The organism is Sphingomonas fucosidasi, from assembly GCF_036663855.1.
GTDB lineage: Bacteria > Pseudomonadota > Alphaproteobacteria > Sphingomonadales > Sphingomonadaceae > Sphingomonas > Sphingomonas faeni_B.
In genome coordinates this window covers 539941-557562 of sequence record NZ_JAXOJR010000001.1, presented here as the reverse complement: position 1 = coordinate 557562, position 17622 = coordinate 539941, and the positions used below count along the sequence as shown (strand labels likewise).

10 protein-coding genes are annotated in these 17622 nt (G+C 66.5%); 8 read left to right on the top strand and 2 right to left on the bottom strand.

Translation table 11 applies throughout. The features are described 5' to 3' along the window. The first annotated feature begins 310 nt into the window (after positions 1 to 310). From U1737_RS02405 to U1737_RS02385, 5 genes are all read left to right on the top strand, one after another. Complete coding sequence (locus U1737_RS02405) at positions 311 to 1663, top strand: glycoside hydrolase 5 family protein (RefSeq protein WP_332795461.1); 1353 nt, start codon at positions 311 to 313, stop codon at positions 1661 to 1663. Next, positions 1663 to 2670, top strand: a complete 1008-nt coding sequence (locus tag U1737_RS02400) for a glycosyl hydrolase (RefSeq protein ID WP_332795460.1) — start codon at positions 1663 to 1665, stop codon at positions 2668 to 2670. Before U1737_RS02405 ends, U1737_RS02400 begins: the two co-directional genes overlap by 1 nt. Continuing rightward, complete coding sequence (locus U1737_RS02395) at positions 2649 to 3764, top strand: SGNH/GDSL hydrolase family protein (protein WP_332795459.1); 1116 nt, start codon at positions 2649 to 2651, stop codon at positions 3762 to 3764. The genes U1737_RS02400 and U1737_RS02395 overlap by 22 nt, the downstream gene beginning before the upstream one ends. Positions 3765 to 3851: 87 nt before the next feature. Next, positions 3852 to 6401 (top strand): glycoside hydrolase family 3 protein, encoded by a 2550-nt coding sequence (locus U1737_RS02390; RefSeq protein ID WP_332795458.1) that lies wholly within the window; start codon positions 3852 to 3854, stop codon positions 6399 to 6401. Beyond that, positions 6398 to 8239 (top strand): glycoside hydrolase family 9 protein, encoded by a 1842-nt coding sequence (locus U1737_RS02385; protein ID WP_332795457.1) that lies wholly within the window; start codon positions 6398 to 6400, stop codon positions 8237 to 8239. The genes U1737_RS02390 and U1737_RS02385 overlap by 4 nt, the downstream gene beginning before the upstream one ends. Positions 8240 to 8321: 82 nt before the next feature. On the opposite strand, the gene U1737_RS02380 is transcribed toward U1737_RS02385, so the two are convergent. Both U1737_RS02380 and U1737_RS02375 read right to left on the bottom strand, forming a co-directional pair. Next, positions 8322 to 9338, bottom strand: a complete 1017-nt coding sequence (locus U1737_RS02380) for a cupin-like domain-containing protein (RefSeq protein WP_332795456.1) — start codon at positions 9336 to 9338, stop codon at positions 8322 to 8324. A gap of 37 nt (positions 9339 to 9375) precedes the next feature. Next, the gene (locus U1737_RS02375; protein ID WP_332795455.1) at positions 9376 to 12792 is read right to left on the bottom strand and encodes a TonB-dependent receptor; all 3417 of its coding nucleotides are present in this window, start codon (positions 12790 to 12792) and stop codon (positions 9376 to 9378) included. A gap of 265 nt (positions 12793 to 13057) precedes the next feature. Here U1737_RS02375 and U1737_RS02370 point away from each other — a divergent pair, with 265 nt between their 5' ends. Genes U1737_RS02370 through U1737_RS02360 form a run of 3 tightly spaced genes read left to right on the top strand, consistent with a single transcriptional unit; the run spans position 13058 to position 17576 of the window. Next, positions 13058 to 14578, top strand: coding sequence for a tryptophan halogenase family protein (locus U1737_RS02370; protein ID WP_332795454.1), 1521 nt, complete (start codon positions 13058 to 13060; stop codon positions 14576 to 14578). Further along, positions 14575 to 16047, top strand: a complete 1473-nt coding sequence (locus U1737_RS02365) for a tryptophan 7-halogenase (RefSeq protein ID WP_332795453.1) — start codon at positions 14575 to 14577, stop codon at positions 16045 to 16047. The genes U1737_RS02370 and U1737_RS02365 overlap by 4 nt, the downstream gene beginning before the upstream one ends. Further along, the gene (locus tag U1737_RS02360; RefSeq protein WP_332795452.1) at positions 16044 to 17576 is read left to right on the top strand and encodes a tryptophan halogenase family protein; all 1533 of its coding nucleotides are present in this window, start codon (positions 16044 to 16046) and stop codon (positions 17574 to 17576) included. The genes U1737_RS02365 and U1737_RS02360 overlap by 4 nt, the downstream gene beginning before the upstream one ends. The last annotated feature ends 46 nt before the right edge of the window (positions 17577 to 17622 follow it).

Genomic DNA, 17622 nt, shown 5'->3' with positions numbered 1-17622 from the left:
GCGTCAATCCGTCTGCGTCCGGCCGGGCGATCCGGACGACGGTTATGTGTTCGCGCCACCGCATGCGCGCATCCGCAGTACCCGCCAAGGCATGACCCGCGACTGCATCCCGTCATTCCCGACCACGCCGAAAGCCCGTTACAGCCGAGTGACCGAGCCAAAGAAGCTCTGCCGGCCGTCATACGCACACATTACCCAAATGATTTTTTGTTTTCCCGATGATACGCATGGACCGCACGTTTTGGATTCGGCAAATACCAAACAGCGTGCAGCAGACACGGTGTGAGATGGATGGGGGCATGACATGACTATGAACCGGCGCACGGCGCTCGTTACTGGCGCCGCGACGATCACCGGCGCCGCGCTTCTGGCCGCCTGTGCGACCGTGCCGCAACGCAGCGATCCTCGCCCCCCTTCGGCCTTCGTGACCGTCGTCGGACACGGCTTCGAACGCGACGGCAAGCCGTATCGCTATGCCGGGGCGAACATCTGGTACGGCGCGTGGCTCGGTGCGGATACCGCGTACGGCAACCGTGCACGGCTCGCGCGCGAGCTGGACCGATTGAAGGCACTTGGCGTCCGTAACCTCCGCATTCTCGGTTCGGCCGAATTGTCACCGCTCAAGAACTCGATCACCCCCGGTTTCCGCGACAAGACCGCGACCTATAACGAGGATCTGCTCAAGGGCCTCGACTGGACGCTCGCCGAGATGGCTAAGCGCGACATGACCGGCGTGATCTACCTCACCAACTTCTGGGAATGGTCGGGCGGGATGATGACGTATCTGTCGTGGGTCAACGGCGGCAAGTACATCAACATGAACGACCCGGCACATCCGTGGCCCGAGTTCGCCGACTGGAACGCCGCGTTCTACACCAGCGGCCAGGCTCAGGCGATGTACCGCGACTATATCCGTGCGGTCGTCTCGCGGACCAACAGCGTCACCGGCATGGCGTATTCCGCCGACCCGACGATCATGGCATGGCAGCTCGCCAACGAACCGCGCCCGGCCGGGTCGGACAAGGTGGCGGTGCCCAACCTATCGCACTTCTACCGCTGGGTCGACGAGACCGCACGGTACATCAAGACGCTCGATCCCAACCACCTCGTCTCGACCGGGTCGGAAGGGCTGAAGGGTTCGATCGAGCGCGAGGACGTCGTGCTCGCCGCGCACAAGTCGCCGTCGATCGACTACCTCACCGCGCATATCTGGCCGAACAACTGGACCTGGATGGACGCGGGCAATCTCGCCGGCACCTATGACGCCGGCGCGGCGAAGGTGGCCGACTATATTGACGCGCATATCCGGCTCGCCACGACGCTCGGCAAGCCGCTAGTGATCGAGGAGTTCGGCTACCCGCGCGACGGCCAGGCCGCCTATGATCCGTTCATCGCGACCGAATACAAGGACCGCTTCTACCGCCAGATCTATGCCGCGGTCGAAGCCAATGCGAAGGCTGGCGGGCCGCTCGCGGGCTCCAATTTCTGGGCGTGGAACGGCGAGGCGCGGACCAGCCATGCCGACCATCGGTTCCAGCGCGGCGACCTCGGCTATATGGGTGACCCCCCCCACGAACCGCAGGGCTGGTATGGCGTATTCGAAAGCGACGTGTCGACGCAGGCCGTGATTCGCGCCCACGCTGCCGCGATGGCCAAGCTGTAATGCTCAACCGACGCGAAACGCTGGGCATGACCGCAGCGCTCGGCCTGCTCCACGGCGTCCCCGCGCTGGCAGCAATCCCGAACCGCCGCCTGAGCAATCCGAACGCCTCGCCCGCAGCACGCACGCTCTACGCGTATCTCTGGAGCCAATACGGCAGGAAAACGCTGACCGGCCAGCAGGAGCAGGGCTCGGGCCCGACCAATCCGAACGGCGAACTCGACTATCTGAAGCGCGTGACCGGCAAGCTCCCGGCGATCCTCGGGCTCGACTATATCGACCCGCGCGACAACGCCGCGGTGAACGATCGCGCGATCGCCTGGGCGTCGTCGGGCGGCATCGTCACGCTGTGCTGGCATTGGGGCGCCCCCGACATCGGCACCGGCTATGAGAATTCGAAGAAGGATTTCGACGTCGTCGCCGCGCTAAGGCCCGGCACGCCGCAGAACGTCGCGATGATGCGCGACATGACCGAGGTCGCGCGTCTGTTGAAGGTCCTGCAAGACCGCGGCGTGCCCGTCCTGTGGCGCCCGTTCCACGAATTCAGCGGCGACTGGTTCTGGTGGGGCAAGCACGGCCCCGACGCGTTCAAGGCCCTGTGGGCGCTGATGTACGACCAATTCACCCGCGTTCACCGTCTCGACAATCTGATCTGGGTGCTCGGCTGGGCCGGACAGAATGTCGACCCCGCCTGGTATCCGGGACGCGCGACGGTCGATGTCGCGGGCGCGGATATCTACGCCAAAGACCACGGCAATCTCGCACCGATGTTCGCGCAGGTTAAGGCCATCGTCGGCGACACCCTGCCGATCTGCCTGCACGAGAACGGCCCCGTCCCCGACCCCGCATCGCTCGGCCCGACGTCCGACTGGCTCTGGTTCATGACTTGGCACACGCGCTGGCTGACCGGCACCGACCAGAACACGCCCGATCAACTGCGCCGCGATTTCGCATCTAAACGCTACATCACCAAGGACGAGCTTCCCGCATGGCTGAAGGTCAAGGCATGAAGACGATCCTGGCGCTGCTCGGCGCAACATTACTGGCGGCAAGTGCAGCGGTCGCGCAGCCGGCAACGATCGCGCTCGTCGTGACAAAGCCGGGCGCCCCGCTCCCGCTCCACATCGGCGGCCGCGTCGAGCGCACCGCCGGTGGCTACGCGCGCCAATGGCCGGGTACCTATTTCGAGGCGGCGTTCAGCGGCCCCGCCGTCATGCTGAAGATCGGCGAAGGCGAGGTCATCCTCCGCGTCTCGGTCGACGGCGCCACGGTCGCCAAACTCGTCAAGCCGAAGCCGGGCACCTACCGCATCGCCGGGCTTGGCCGCGGCCGCCATAGCATCCGCGTCGACGTAGCCAGCGAAAGCCAGGCCGCCTCGACCGTCTTCGGCGGCTTCTACGCCGACCAGCGAACACGTGCCCTCCCCGCCCGCGCCCGTACCCGCCAGATCGAATTCATCGGCGACTCCCACACCGTCGGCTACGGCAACATCGCCACCAAGCGCGACTGCACGCAGGACGAGGTCTGGGCGACCACCGACACCTCGCTCGCGGTGCCCGCGCTTACCGCGCGCCGCTATGGCGCCGATTACCAGGTCAACGCGATCTCGGGTCGCGGCATCGTCCGCAATTACGACGGCTCGCCGGGCGATACCGTCCCCACCGCCTACCCGTTCACGCTGTTCGACAAGGCCAAGCGTTACGCCGACCCGGCCTGGCACCCGAACCTGTTCATCATCGCGCTCGGCACCAACGACTTCACCACCCCGCTGAAGGCCACCGAACCGTGGAAGACGCGCGACGCGCTCCACGCGGCTTACGAAAAGCGTTACGTCGACTTCGTGAAACGGCTCCGCGCGCGCAATCCCGACGCGTATGTCGTCCTCTGGGCGACCGACATGGCGGACGGCGAGATCGCGGCAGAGGTCGGCAAGGTCGCCGCGCGCCTGAAAGCCGAAGGCGAGCGCAACATCGCTTTCATCCCCGTCACCGGCCTCGCCTTCAGCGGCTGCCACGCCCACCCGTCGACCGCGGACGACGCCCGGATCGCGACCGCACTCGCCGGGTATATCGACGCGCATCCGACGCTGTGGTCGCAGAAATGAGCAAATGATTTGCTTCGTGTTACCGCCACCATGTAGCACGGCTGCCAAGGTACGGACTGCGGTCGCGTACCATTCGGGGAGAGTATGATGTCGGCAGGGTTTTCCACGTTCACGATCGCGCTGTTGCTGCAATCGGCCGCCACACCCCTTCCTTCGCCGGCCAATCCTGCCCCTACCGCCTCCGCCAAGCTGTCGGCGGTCGCGCACCCCGAGCTTTGGCCGACCGCCACCGCGCGTCCCTCGCGCGATCCGAAGGTCGAGGCGCGGATCGATGCGATCATGAAACGCATGTCGGTCGCGGACAAGATCGGCCAGCTGATCCAGGTCGACATCGCCAGCATCGAGCCCTCCGACCTGCGCACCTACAAGCTCGGCTCGATCCTCAACGGCGGCAATGCAGGACCCGGCGGCAATGATCTCGCGCCCCCCGTCGAGTGGCTGAAGCTCGCCGACGCCTTCTACGACGCGTCGATGGCCCGCAGCGACGCCCGCCCCGCGATCCCGGTGATCTGGGGCACCGACGCGGTCCACGGCAACAACAACATCCCCGGCGCGACGCTCTTCCCGCATAACATCGGCCTCGGCGCTGCGCGCGACCGCGACCTGATGCGCGAGATCGGCCACGTCACCGCGATCGAGACCGCCGCCGCCGGCATCGACTGGACCTTCGCCCCCACCCTCGCCGTCGTCCGCGACGACCGCTGGGGCCGTACTTACGAGAGTTATTCGGAAGAGCCGACCGTGCAGGCGGATTATGCCGGTGCGCTGATCGACGGCATCCAGGGCAAGGTCGGCACCAAGGAGTTCCTCGCTCCGGACCACGTCATCGCGACCACCAAGCATTTCCTTGGCGACGGCGGCACCGGCGGTCGCGACCAGGGCGACGCGCTGATCCCCGAAACCACGCTGCGCGATATCCACCTCGGCGGCTACCCGGCCGCGATCGAGGCCGGCACGCAATCGGTGATGGCCAGCTTCTCGAGCTGGAACGGCGCCAAGATGCACGGCAACAAGAGCCTGCTGACCGGCGTACTCAAGGACCGCCTGCACTTCGATGGCTTTGTGGTCGGCGACTGGAACGGCCACGGCCAGGTCGACGGCTGCAGCAACGAGAGTTGCGCCGCGGCGATCAACGCCGGGCTCGACATGTTCATGTATTCGGGCTCCGGCTGGAAGACGCTCTACGACAACACGCTGAAGCAGGCGCAGTCGGGCGAGATCCCCGCCGCACGCCTCGACGACGCGGTCCGCCGCATCCTCCGCGTGAAAATCCGCGCCGGCACGTTCGATCGCGGTCGCCCGTCGTCGCGCGCCCTCGCCGGCAAGATGACCCTCATCGGTGCCGCCGATCACCGCGCAATCGCACGGCGTGCAGTGGCCGAGTCGATGGTCCTGCTCAAGAACGAAGGCGGCCTGCTCCCGCTGAAACCCTCCGCCAACATCCTCGTCGCGGGCGGAGGTGCGGACAACATTCCGCAACAGGCCGGCGGCTGGTCGCTGACGTGGCAGGGCGGCGGCACCACCAACGCGAACTTCCCCAATGCCGAGACGATCTGGTCCGGCATCAGCACCGCGGTCAAGGACGCCGGCGGCACCGCGACGCTGTCGGCGGACGGCAGCTTCGCCAAGAAGCCCGACGCGGCGATCGTCGTGTTCGGCGAACAACCCTATGCTGAGTTCAAGGGCGACCGCCCGAACCTCGAATACAGCGCCGAGGACAAGTCCGACCTCGAACTCCTGCGCAAATTGAAGGCAGCAGGCGTGCCGGTCGTGGCGGTGTTCCTGTCGGGCCGCCCGCTCTGGGTGAACGCCGAACTGAACGCCTCCGATGCGTTCGTCGCGGCGTTCCTGCCGGGCAGCGAAGGCGGCGGCGTCGCCGACGTACTGTTCCGCAAGAAGGACGGCAGCGTCGCCAACGACTTCCGCGGCAAGCTCAGTTTCTCCTGGCCGAAGCGCCCCGACCAGTATGTCCTCAACCGCTCCGATCCCGGCTACGACCCGTTGTTCGCATTCGGCTATCGCCTCAGCTACGCCAAGCCGGGCACCGTCCCCAAGCTCGACGAAACCCGCCCTGCCGGCATGGCCGCATCGTCGAACGGCACGATCTTCGGCAAGGGCCGCGTTCCCGAGGGCTGGTCGCTCACCCTGGTCGAGCAGGACCAGTCGAAGGTCCGCCTGCTTGGCGTTAACGCGACGACCGCGACCAAGCGCCTCACCGCCTCCGCAGTCGATCGCCGTCGCCAGGAGGACGCGCGTTCGCTCGTCTGGACCGGTGGCGCTGCGGACGCCCGCGTCGAGGCCTCGGGCCCGCTCGACCTCACGCGCGAGAGCAATGGCGAGCTGAGCATCGTCGTCGACGTCCGCGTCGATCGCGCGGGCAGCGCACCGGTCGGTCTCGGCATGGTCAGCAACGACGGCAAGGCCGTGACGGTGCCGATCACCAAGACGCTCGCGGCGGGCAAGCCCGGCGATTGGCAACAGGTGATCGTCCCGCTGCAATGCTTCGCCAAGCGCGGCATCGACATGGCGCACGTCACCGCGCCGTTCGTGATCGCCACCGACGGCAAGCTCGGCCTGTCGATCTCCGACGTGAAGATCGACTCCGCGCCCGTGCCGATGACGAAGTGCGGCGATTGAGCCGGCTCCTTCTGGGTGCGGCGGCCGTCCTGCTGACGACCGCCGCCACGCAAGCCCCGCCCGCACCGATCCGGATCGACCAGGCCGGATTCGAGACGACCGGCCCCAAGCTCGCGGTCCTGCCATCTGCGCAGACGAAACCGCTCGGATGGACGCTCACCGACGCGCGCGGCAAGATCGTCGCGTCGGGGCAGACGGTACCGGTCGGTCCCGATACAGCCTCGGTCGAAAGCGTCCACCGGATCGACTTCGGCACGTTCCACACGCCCGGCACCGGCTATCGCCTCCACGTCGGCACGGACGCCAGCCACCCCTTCGCGATCGCCGACCGTCCGTTCGCGCGCGTGGCAACCGCGGCAATGGCGTTCTTCTACCAGCAGCGCAGCGGCGTTCCGATCCTGGCTGCGTACGTCGAACGCAAGGACCTCGCCCGCCCCGCCGGCCATGCCCCCGACATCGCCACCTGCTTTGCCGGCGTCGACCAGAAGGGCGTCCAATGGCCCGGGTGCAACTACAAGCTCGACGCGACCGGCGGCTGGTACGACGCCGGCGACCACGGCAAATACGTCGTCAACGGCGGCGTCTCGACCTGGACCCTGCTCGACCTTCACGAAAGGTTAGCCGCGTTCGGAGACGCCACCGCGTTCGCCGACGGCCACCTCGCGCTGCCCGAACGCACCAACGGCAAGGACGACCTGCTCGACGAAGCGCGCGTCGAAGTCGCCTTCCTCTTGGCAATGCAAATCCCAGACGGGACACGTCTAGCCGTCGCGCCCGACGCTGGCGTCGCGGGCAAGACCATCACCCGGTTCGCGATGATCGACGCGAGCGGGCTGGTCCACACCAAGATCGCCGACGAGAACTGGACCGGGCTTCCGACAGCGCCCGCCGACGACCGCCGGACCCGATTCCTCTATCCGCCCTCGACCGCGGCGACGCTCAATATGGTCGGGGTCGCAGCACAATGCGCGCGGGTCTGGCGGACGATCGACCCCGGCTTTGCCGCCAGGTGCCTCACCGCCGCACGCCGCGGTTGGGCTGCGGCGCTGCGGCATCCCGACCTGCTCACCAGCTCGGACTTCACCGGAAGCGGCGGCTATGGCGACCCCGACGTCCGCGACGAATTCACCTTTGCCGCGGCACAGCTCTACGCGACGACCCGCGAATCCGCGTTTCTCGATCGCCTGCGCAGTGACGGCTTCTTCACCGATCCCGGTACGGATATCGGCTGGGGCTCGCTGAAACTGGCCGGTGCGCTGACGCTCGCGACCCTGCCCGACGCGCTGCCCGCGCACGATCGCGCCAAGCTCCGCAGCCGTATCACCGCGCTCGCCGACGGCTTCGTCGCCGATGGCAAGCGCAGCGGCTATGGCATACCCTTTGGTGGTACCAACTACCCCTGGGGCTCGAGCAGTTCGATCCTCAACCGCGCGATCGTGCTCGGCGTCGCGTGGCAGATCGACCGCAAGCCCGCCTACCGCGACGCGGTGGTATCGAGCCTCGACTATATCCTCGGCCGCAACCCGCTCGACCGGTCCTACGTCACTGGCATCGGCACGCGCCCGATGCAGCACCCGCATCACCGCTTCTGGGCGGCCGCAGCAGACAAGCGCTACCCCGCGCCACCCACCGGCGTGCTCTCAGGCGGTCCTAACTCGGCGGCCGCGAAAGAGCCCGGCCCGCTAAAGGGCTGTGCGCCGCAAACCTGCTGGATCGACGACTACCGCGCCTTCACCGTCAACGAAGTCGCGATCAACTGGAATGCCCCGCTGGTGTGGACCACAGCGTTCCTGGACGCGACCCGCGCACGTTCCGATCCAGCCCTGCCGTCATCCTGACGAAAGTCAGGACCCAGGATACCGAGCGGAGCATTCGCGGCTCTGGGTCCTGACTTTCGTCAGGATGACGTACAATGTCTCGCTACAGCCGCTCAAGCGTCCGCGCGAGATACCCACGGATCGCGTCGGTCCGCTCCGGCGACGGGCTGCCGAGCACGCCGCGCATCGCCTCGGGCAGATGCGCGGCTGCAGCCTTCGCCTCATCCCCGAACACGTATTGATCGAACCAGCCGCGCACCGCCGCACGCTCGCCCTCGGGCAAGTCACGAATCGCCAAGATCGCGTGGACCAGCGCCGGAAACGGCGAGGCCGCGCCCGCCTGCCCCCACCAGTAATTGACCAGCACGTTGAACCGCCCAAGCGCCTTGACGTCATGCCACCACATCGACGGAATAAAGATCGCATCGCCCGGCTCCAGCACCGTCACCTGCATCTGCGCACGCGCCTCGGCAAATTGCGGATACCGCTCCAAATCAGGCGCTTCGAGATCGACCAAGCTCACCGGCTGGCCGGCGATCGTGACATCGAGCGGCCCGACGTACAGGTTCGGCCCCTGCTCGGGCGGGAACAGGCAGAACCGCCGCCGCCCCGCGACCACCACCGCGACGTTGCTCGACACGTCGTAATGCGTCGACACCCGGCTCTCGTTGCCGATCCACACGCGCGGCACAGCATCGGGCGTGGGCAGCGGCAGGACGTTCGTCTCCGCCCAACCCGGCAAGAACTCTCCCGCCGCCGCAGCGCCTGCATAGATCGCCGGTGCACCCGCCACGCCCTGAAGCGCGATCAGCTGCGCGACCAAGGTCGGGATCGGCGCCTTCGCACGCTCGAAATTAAAGCCGCTCAAGTCGTCGCTGTAGAAAAACCGCCCGCGTACGTCGTTTTGCGCGACCATGACGTCGGCAGAACGCCCGCCATCGAACGACACGATATGCTCGCCGATCGCACGATCCGAGGTTCGCGCGGCGCGAACGGCTGGCCAGTCCGCCGCAAGTCCACGCATGACGACCGGTCGATAGCCGTGCGCGATCTCGGCCTCGAACCGCGCCGCGTCGATCGCACCGGTTTCGGCAACCGGAAGGCCAAGGATCTCACTCATCGCGTGCGTGTAATCCCCGGCCTTCCGTCGCGCTACCTCAGAAGGTCATGCGCGCCGAGAGCGTGTACGACCGGTCGTTCTTGAAGAAGCTTCGCGGCGCTTCCAGCCCTGCACCGTTCAGCAGGAAGTTGGTCTTGGTCGTCTCGTCGAGCAGGTTCGACGCGGTCACGCCGAGCTTGAAATGCTCGTTCACCGTCACGAACGCCGAGGCATCGAGCTGTCCGGTCGGCAGTGCGTAGACCGGCAGGAACGGGAAGCAGCAATCGCGGTTGGTCAGCAGGAACTTCGACCGCCAGCTATACGCGACGCGGGCATAGAACGGACCCTTGTCGTAGAAGCCGGCGAGGTTGACGGTATGCTTCGACAGGCCCTGCAACGGCAGGTTATCGTACAGACCGGCGACGTCCTGCGGTGGACGGCTGCCATCCGCGGCGCCGTTGGCGGGGATCGGGTTGGGGATCTTGCCCGCCTTCACATAGGTGTAGTTCGCCTGCAGGCCGAGGCCGCCGAGCGCGCCGGGCAGGAAGTCGAAGGTCTGCTGGTACGCGATTTCCGCACCCTTGATCCGCGACTTGCCGTCGACGTTTGCGGGGCCGCTGACCTGCACGTCGAACGTCTGGCCGTTGTTGGTCAGCGTGCGGGTGTAGCCGAGATTGTCGACGATGATGTTCGACAGCGTCTTGTGGAACACCGTCGCGGTCAGCGAGCCGACCTTCGAGAAATACCATTCGCTGGTCAGGTCGAACTGGAGCGCCTCGACCGGACGCAGGAACGGATTGCGCGACTGCGCGGCGAACTGGAAGTTACCGGCCGTATTGCCGCCCGACGCGCCGACGCCGACATAGTTGCGCAGATCGCCGAAATTGGGTCGCGAGATCGCCTTCGAGCCTGCCGCACGGAACAGCAGGGTCGGCGTCACCTGAAGCTTCACGTTCGCGCTCGGCAACCAGAAGTTGAACTTTTGCTTGGCGATATCGGGCGTCGACGATCCATTGGCATAGGCAAGGATCGCGGCCTGCTGCGCTGCCGGCACGGTGCAGATCGGGTTGATCGATCCCGATGTCGGCGGCACGTCGCGCTGCGACTGACAGAAGCCGGCCAGCGTCGCCGGATAGGTGCCGCCATTGGGGTTGGCGGGCAGATTGCTTGGATCGAAGATCGTATTCTGCTGCGGGAAGGTGATCGCGCCGTCCGAATTGTCCTTCGTGCGCACGAAACGCAGGCCGACATTGCCCGTCAGGCTCATGCCGTTCCCAAAATCCTCGACGCCGAAATCGGCGCGGGCATAGGCGGCCATGGTCTGCTCGCGGTTCCGATACACTTCGTTCGGCAGATAGGCACCGTCGATCAGCGCGCTGCCGTCCGAGGTCTTACGATCCTCCGCGGGCGTGTAGGTGCCACCGCCGAGCGCCGTGATCTTGCGCAGCAGATCGGTGAACGCATCGTGATCGCGCAGAATGTCGTCGGCGACGAACGTCGCGCTCGGCGGCGTGTTGGTCTTTCCGCGGAAGAAGTTGGTGAAGTTGTGCAGGCTCTGCTCGTTCTGCTCGAGCGCGGCGTAGGTCACGGGACCGTTCGCCGCCCAGGTCTCCGACAGATAGCCCCAGTTGTTGTAGTCGACCGCCTTCACCGTCTGCTTGCGATCGGCGTACCGACCGCCGACCCGGACGTTGCGCAGGAACGCGGTGTCGCTGACATCGAACTGCGCATCGCCGCGGAACGCCAGCTCGTGGCCCTTATTGTCCTGGCGGCCATTGAAGGCGTCGCGGAAATAGATCGAGTTGGGGTTGGCGAAATAGCTGGTCGTGTCGAAGCCCGGCGTGATCGACGTGATCTGCGGGATGCCGCCACGCAGGTCGATGGCGGTCTGGCTGAACGTCGCGGTGTCGAGGATGTCGTCGCGTACCTTCACCTTCGACGTCGCATACTGACCGTCGAAGTTCAGGTGGAGGCGATCGATCGGCTCGAACTTGATGTTGATCGACTGATCCTGCGAAATCGACTTCGAAAAGAAGTGACGGTTGGATTCGGTCGTGAACACGCCGTTCGGCGCGAACTGGGTCAGCGGGCAATAGGTTACCAGCGAACCATCGGCGTTGGTGCCGCAGCCGGCGGGATTGTTGCCGAATACCTGCCCGCTGCGCTTGCCGAGCGTACCGCTCGTGAAGACGCCGTCTTCGTCATAGGTGAAATCCGAACCACCGACCGGGAAGACGGTGTTGACATCGCCGTAATACACGTTCGGCTCGACCGTATGCTCGAGCCAGTCGTCGGTCGACTCGGCGCGAACGAACTGCCCGGTGATCAGCAAATTGCCCGAAGCGGTCTCATACTGTGCCGCCCCAGAATAGCCGATGCGCGTACGGTTGAAATCCTGCGAACGCGAGCCCGCACCCAATGGAGCGTAAACGACGTTGCGACCGGCCGGCAGCGGGAAGGTATCGAACAACGTCGACTGGAACGGCGTCCCGGCGTTCAACACGCGGCCTTCGCCGGCATCCTGGACACCGTTGCCGTTCGTGTCGTCGTTGTAGCGCGGCAGCATCGACGAGACGAACACCGAGTCCGAACGGCTGTAGAGCTTCTGGTAAGTGCCGCTGGCGAGGATCCCGAACCGGCCTGCACTGCCCAGGTCGAACTGCTTCGAGACGAGCCCGACGAACTGCGGCGCGCCGCGCTTTTCCAGATCGCCGAGGTTCATGCCCGCCGACAGGAACAGCAGGTCCTTCTTCGAATCGAACGGCTTGCGCGTGTTGATGTTGACGGTGCCGGCGATGCCGCCCTCGACGAGATCGGCGGTGAGGTTCTTGAACACCTCGACCGAACCGACGATTTCCGCCGGGATGTCGTTGAAGCCGATCTCGCGACCGCCGCCCGCTGCAAACGCATCACGTCCGTTGAACTCGCCACGCACGTAGCTGAGACCGCGGATCACGACGCCCGAGCCTTGCGCCGAGTAATGCGCGGAGTCGCTGGGGGCTGCGAAGCGGCTGATCGACACGCCTGGCACGCGCTGCAGCGCTTCGTTGACCGACCGGTCGGGGAGCGCGCCGATATCTTCCGCGGTGATCGCGTCGACGACCGTGTCCGAGTTACGCTTGATGTTCTGCGCATTCGCCAGGCTCTGGCGAATGCCGGTGACGACGATCTCTTCGCGCTCGGGATCGGGGGTCGGGTTGCCGGCGTCCTGCGACGCGCCCGACGTGCCCGTGGTGTTGCTCGCCGAACCCGGCGCCGTACCCGCCGTCGCCGAATCCAGGCTGGCCGAGCCCGACGTCGTGCTGGCGACGCCCGTGCCGGCGGGGGCCGGAACCGCCTGAGGATCGGATGCGGCGGGATCGGCGACCTGCGCGAACGCAGACGGCGCCATCACGGCGATTGCGATAACCGAAACGCTTGCGCCGACAAGACGCGACGCGCGAGCGATAGCCCGCGATGATGCAACACCAGCCATGATAACCCCCTAAGCATCCTTCAGCGCTATCGCCGCCGCTCATCGAGCAGACGATCTAATCGCGCTTCCCCAGATCGACGAACGTCCTTCGTTCGCCTTACCAAGGTGTTAGGCAGCAAAATTACGGACCACAAGATGAATAAGACAATTTGAAAGACAGATATGTCGGACATTGCGGAGGTGTTGCTAAAGTGTAACAGGCTCGGACCGGTCCTAAATGATAAGAGGCTGTGTAAACGGCGCTGGTGAGAGGATGATGGCGGAGATGCAGAGGGTGCCAACGCGGGTCGTGGTAGTCGGCGGCGGGACGGCGGGGTGGATGACGGCGGCGGCGTTGGTCCGGCTGTTGCCGACAGCCTGCACGGTCCACCTGGTCGAGTCGGCAGAGATCGGTATCGTCGGCGTCGGCGAGGCGACCCTGCCGCATATCCGCGCGTTCGTGGAGCGGCTCGGTCTCGACGAGGCGGACTTCATGCGCGCCACGCATGCGACCTTCAAACTCGGCATCGACTTCCGCGATTTCGGCGCGATCGGCGAAAGCTATATCCACCCGTTCGGGACGTTCGGTCGGCCGCTCGACGATGTCGGCTTCCATCACTACTGGCTGCGCCTCGCCGCCGAAGGACGCGCCGGACCGATCGGCGACTATTCGGTCGCGGTCGCCGCCGCCAAGAATCACCGGTTCGCGATCCCCGACGGTCCGGCGGACGACCTCGCCTCGAGCTTCGGCTATGCCTATCAGTTCGATGCGACGCTGTTCGGTCCCTATCTGCGCCGCTTTGCCGAAGCGCACGGCGCGCGCCGCACCGAAGCGCGGATCGTGTCGGTCGAACAGGACGCGGTGAGCGGCGACGTCCGGGCGCTCCGCCTGGATTCGGGAGATACGATCGAGGGCGACCTGTTCGTCGACTGTTCCGGCTTTCGCAGTCTGCTGCTCGGTGACACGATGGCCGAGCCGTGGGAGGACTGGTCGCGCTGGCTGCCCTGCGATCGTGCCGTCGCGATGCCGTGCACGTCGCCCGAGGGACCGATCGAGCCCTATACGAGAGCCACGGCGAAATCGGCCGGGTGGCAGTGGCGGATCCCGCTCCAGCACCGTGTCGGCAATGGCTATGTCTATTCCAGCGCGCATATATCGGACCAGGCGGCCGCGGACGCGTTGGTCGCGTCGGTCGAGGGCGCGCCGCTTGCCGACCCGCGCTTCCTCAAATTCCGCGCCGGTCGCCGCCGCAACAGCTGGGTCGGCAACGTCGTCGCGGTCGGGCTCGCCTCGGGGTTCCTCGAACCGCTCGAATCGACCAGCATCTACCTCGCGCAGATGGCGATCACGCAGCTGATCGAGCTGTTCCCGCAAAATACCGCGGCGGCGGGGATCTCCGCTACCGACCGCGCCGAGTATAATCGCATGGTCGATATGGAATATGACCGCATCCGCGACTTCCTGATCCTGCATTATCACGCCACCAAGCGCGACGATTCGGACTTCTGGAACCATGTCCGGACGATGGAGGTCCCCGATACGCTCGCCGAGAAGATGGAGCTGTTCCGCCGCGCCGGTCGCGTGACTCAGTATGGCGAGGGGCTGTTCCTCGAACCGAGCTGGATCGCGGTCTATCTCGGCCAGGGAATTATCCCGCAGGCGTGGGACCAGCGCGCCGATCGCCCCGGCCTCGACGGTCTCGACCGCGCGGTCGCCAGCCTGCGCGATCATGTCGCTGCCACCGCCACCGCGATGCCCGACCATGCCGCGTTCATCGCGCGACGCAACGCGACGATCGCCGCGTGACGAGCCGAACGCCGATCGCGAGCATTGCCGTGCTCGGCGCCGGGATCGTCGGTCTGTCCGCAGCGATCGCGTTCGCGCGTGCGCTGCCCGGGCTGGCCGTGACGCTGATCGAGACTCCCGAAAGCCCCGCAGCGCTGACGGATCGCCTGCCCGGCACCCTGCCTACGATCGCCGAATTTCACGACCGGATCGGGCTGCGCGAACGCGATCTTCTCGCGGCAGGTGCCACGCACCGGCTTGGCACGCGGCTGTCGGACTGGAGCGCCGACGGGACGCCGGTCGTGCTGGCGCATGGCGAGCGCGGCGGGACGATCGCACCCGGCGCGTTCTACCAGCATTGGCTGAACGTGCGGCGCAACGGCAAGGTCGCGGCGTTCGATGCCTTCTCGGTGCCCGCGGTCCTCGCCGCCGCCGAGAAATTCGTCCATCCGTCCGACGACCCGACCTCGCCGATCTCGGGCTTCGACTTTGCGCTACGGCTCGATCCGCCCCGCTACCGCGATCTGCTCCGCGCGCTTGCCCGCCATATCGGCATCGTCCCGGTTCCAGGCGCCCTTGCAGGTGTCGAGCGCGGTGAAGACGGGCGGGTCTCGGCGCTGGCGCTCGCGGACGGCCGCCGGGTCGTCGCCGATCTGTATCTCGACTGTTCGGGCCCGGCCGCACCGCTGCGCGCAGCGCTGGATACGCAGTGGGAGGATTGGCGGTCCTGGCTTCCGGTCGATCGACTGTTGCTGGGGACGGCGCTTGCGCAGCCCCCTACGCCCACCGATGGAATGGTCGCGATGCCCGCAGGCTGGCGGTTTGAAAGTCCCCTGCGCGACCGGACCTTGATCGGGCTGGCCTTTGCTGCCGATCAGACGTCGGATTCGAGCGCGCGCCGCATCCTGAGCGCAGGTGAAACGATCGTTCCGATTGCGCCGGGCGTCCGTGCCGAACCCTGGAAGCACAACGTCCTCGCGCTGGGCGACGCTGCGGTCATGCTCGATCCGCTCGCCAACGCCAACCTGCACCTCGCCCACGCTGCCATTCTGCGCGCGATCGACCTGCTGCCGGGTCGCGATTGCGCGCCGACCGAACTCGCCGAATATAACCAGCGCAGTTACCGCCAGGCCGCGCGCGTCCGCGACTTCCAGGCCGCGCATTATCTGCCGACCGGACGAACGCGGGGGCCATTCTGGAAAAGGGCGTCACGCCTGGCCCGCCCCGACAGCCTTGCGCACACGCTGGAGCAGTTCGCGCACCGCGGTCGCCTGCCGTTCTACGAGGACGAGAGCTTCGACAAGGACGACTGGCACGGCCTGCTGCTGGGGCTCGGCATGGTCCCCCGCATCGCCGACCCGATCGCGTCGGCCAGCCCGCCCGAGCCGATTGCCGCGACGCTGAGGCGGCTTGCCGACGCGACCGCCGCGCTGCCTGCGCGGCTGCCGCCCTACCCCGCCTATCTCGCGCAACTGGAGCGTGCCCGATGACCGACCCGAACCCTGGCCCGATCCGCAAGGTCGTGATCGTCGGCGGCGGCACCGCCGGCTGGATGGCCGCCGCCGCCGCTGCGCGCTATCTCGACGATGGCCAGCGCCAGATCGTCCTGATCGAGTCCGACGCGATCGGCACTGTCGGCGTCGGCGAAGCGACGATCCCGCCGATTTTGGGATTCAACGCGCTCATCGGCGTCGACGACCGCGACTTCCTCCGCGCCACCGGTGCCACCTTCAAGCTCGGAATCGAATTCGTCGGCTGGGATACCGGCCAGGATCGCTACATGCACGCGTTCGGCGGTCATGGCCGCGATATCCAGGGGCTGGCGTTCCACCAGCTCTGGCTGAAACTGCGGGATCGACCCGGCATCGGCGGCCTCGATGCGTATGCGCCCTCCGCGGTCGCCGCGTATCTGCACAAGTTCGGCCTCCCCAACGGCCAGCAACCGCTCGCCTACGCCTATCATTTCGACGCCGGCTTCTATGCCGCGTTCCTGCGCCGCCGCGCCGAGGCGGGTGGGGTTACCCGGATCGAGGGGCGTATCACCGGCACCGATCGCCATGCCGACACCGGTCATGTCAGCGCGGTCCGGCTGGAGGATGGACGATCGGTCGACGGCGACCTCTTCATCGACTGCTCGGGATTTCGCAGCCTCCTGCTCGGCGAAACGATGGGCGTGCCGTTCGAGGACTGGTCGCACTGGCTGCCGTGCGATCGCGCGGTCGCGGTACCAACCGAACCGAGTACGCCGCTGCTGCCGTATACACGGGCGACCGCACGCACTGCCGGCTGGCAATGGCGCATTCCCCTGCAACACCGCACCGGCAACGGGCATGTCTATTCCAGCGCGCACATCTCGGATGACGAGGCTACCGCTACGTTGCTCGCGAACCTCGATTCCAGACCGACCGCCGAGCCGCGCCAGTTGCGGTTCAAGGCAGGTCGCCGGGAAAAGCTGTGGCAGGGCAACGTGGTCGCACTGGGGCTTGCCGGCGGGTTTCTCGAACCGCTCGAATCGACCAGCATCCACCTGATCCAGACCGGCATCTCGAAGCTGTTCGCGCTGTTCCCCGACCGCGGTTTTGCCGACGTCGAACGCGACGAGTATAACCGCCTGATGGGCGACGCCTACACCTCGGTCCGCGACTTCATCATCCTGCACTACCACGCCACCCGGCGCGACGATTCCGCATTCTGGCGACATGTCCGGACGATGCCGATCCCCGACAGCCTGACGCGCAAGATCGCGCTGTTCCGCGAAAAGGGCCGCGTCTTCCGCTACGACGACGAACTGTTCGGGATTTCCAGCTGGGTGCAGGTGCTGCTCGGCCAGAACGTGATCCCGACCGGCTATGATTCGATCGTCGACGCGCTCGATGCGGACCGCGTGGCGGAGGCGATCTGCCAGATCCGCGCCGCGACCTTACGCAGCGCGCAGGCACTGCCGGGCCATGCCGAGTTCGTGGCGGGCCATGGACGGTTCCAGGGCGTTCCAGCGACGCCATCTCGGCGCACCGCCTAACAGCCAAAAAAAGGGCCCCGAAGCACGCCTGATGCGCTTCGGGGCC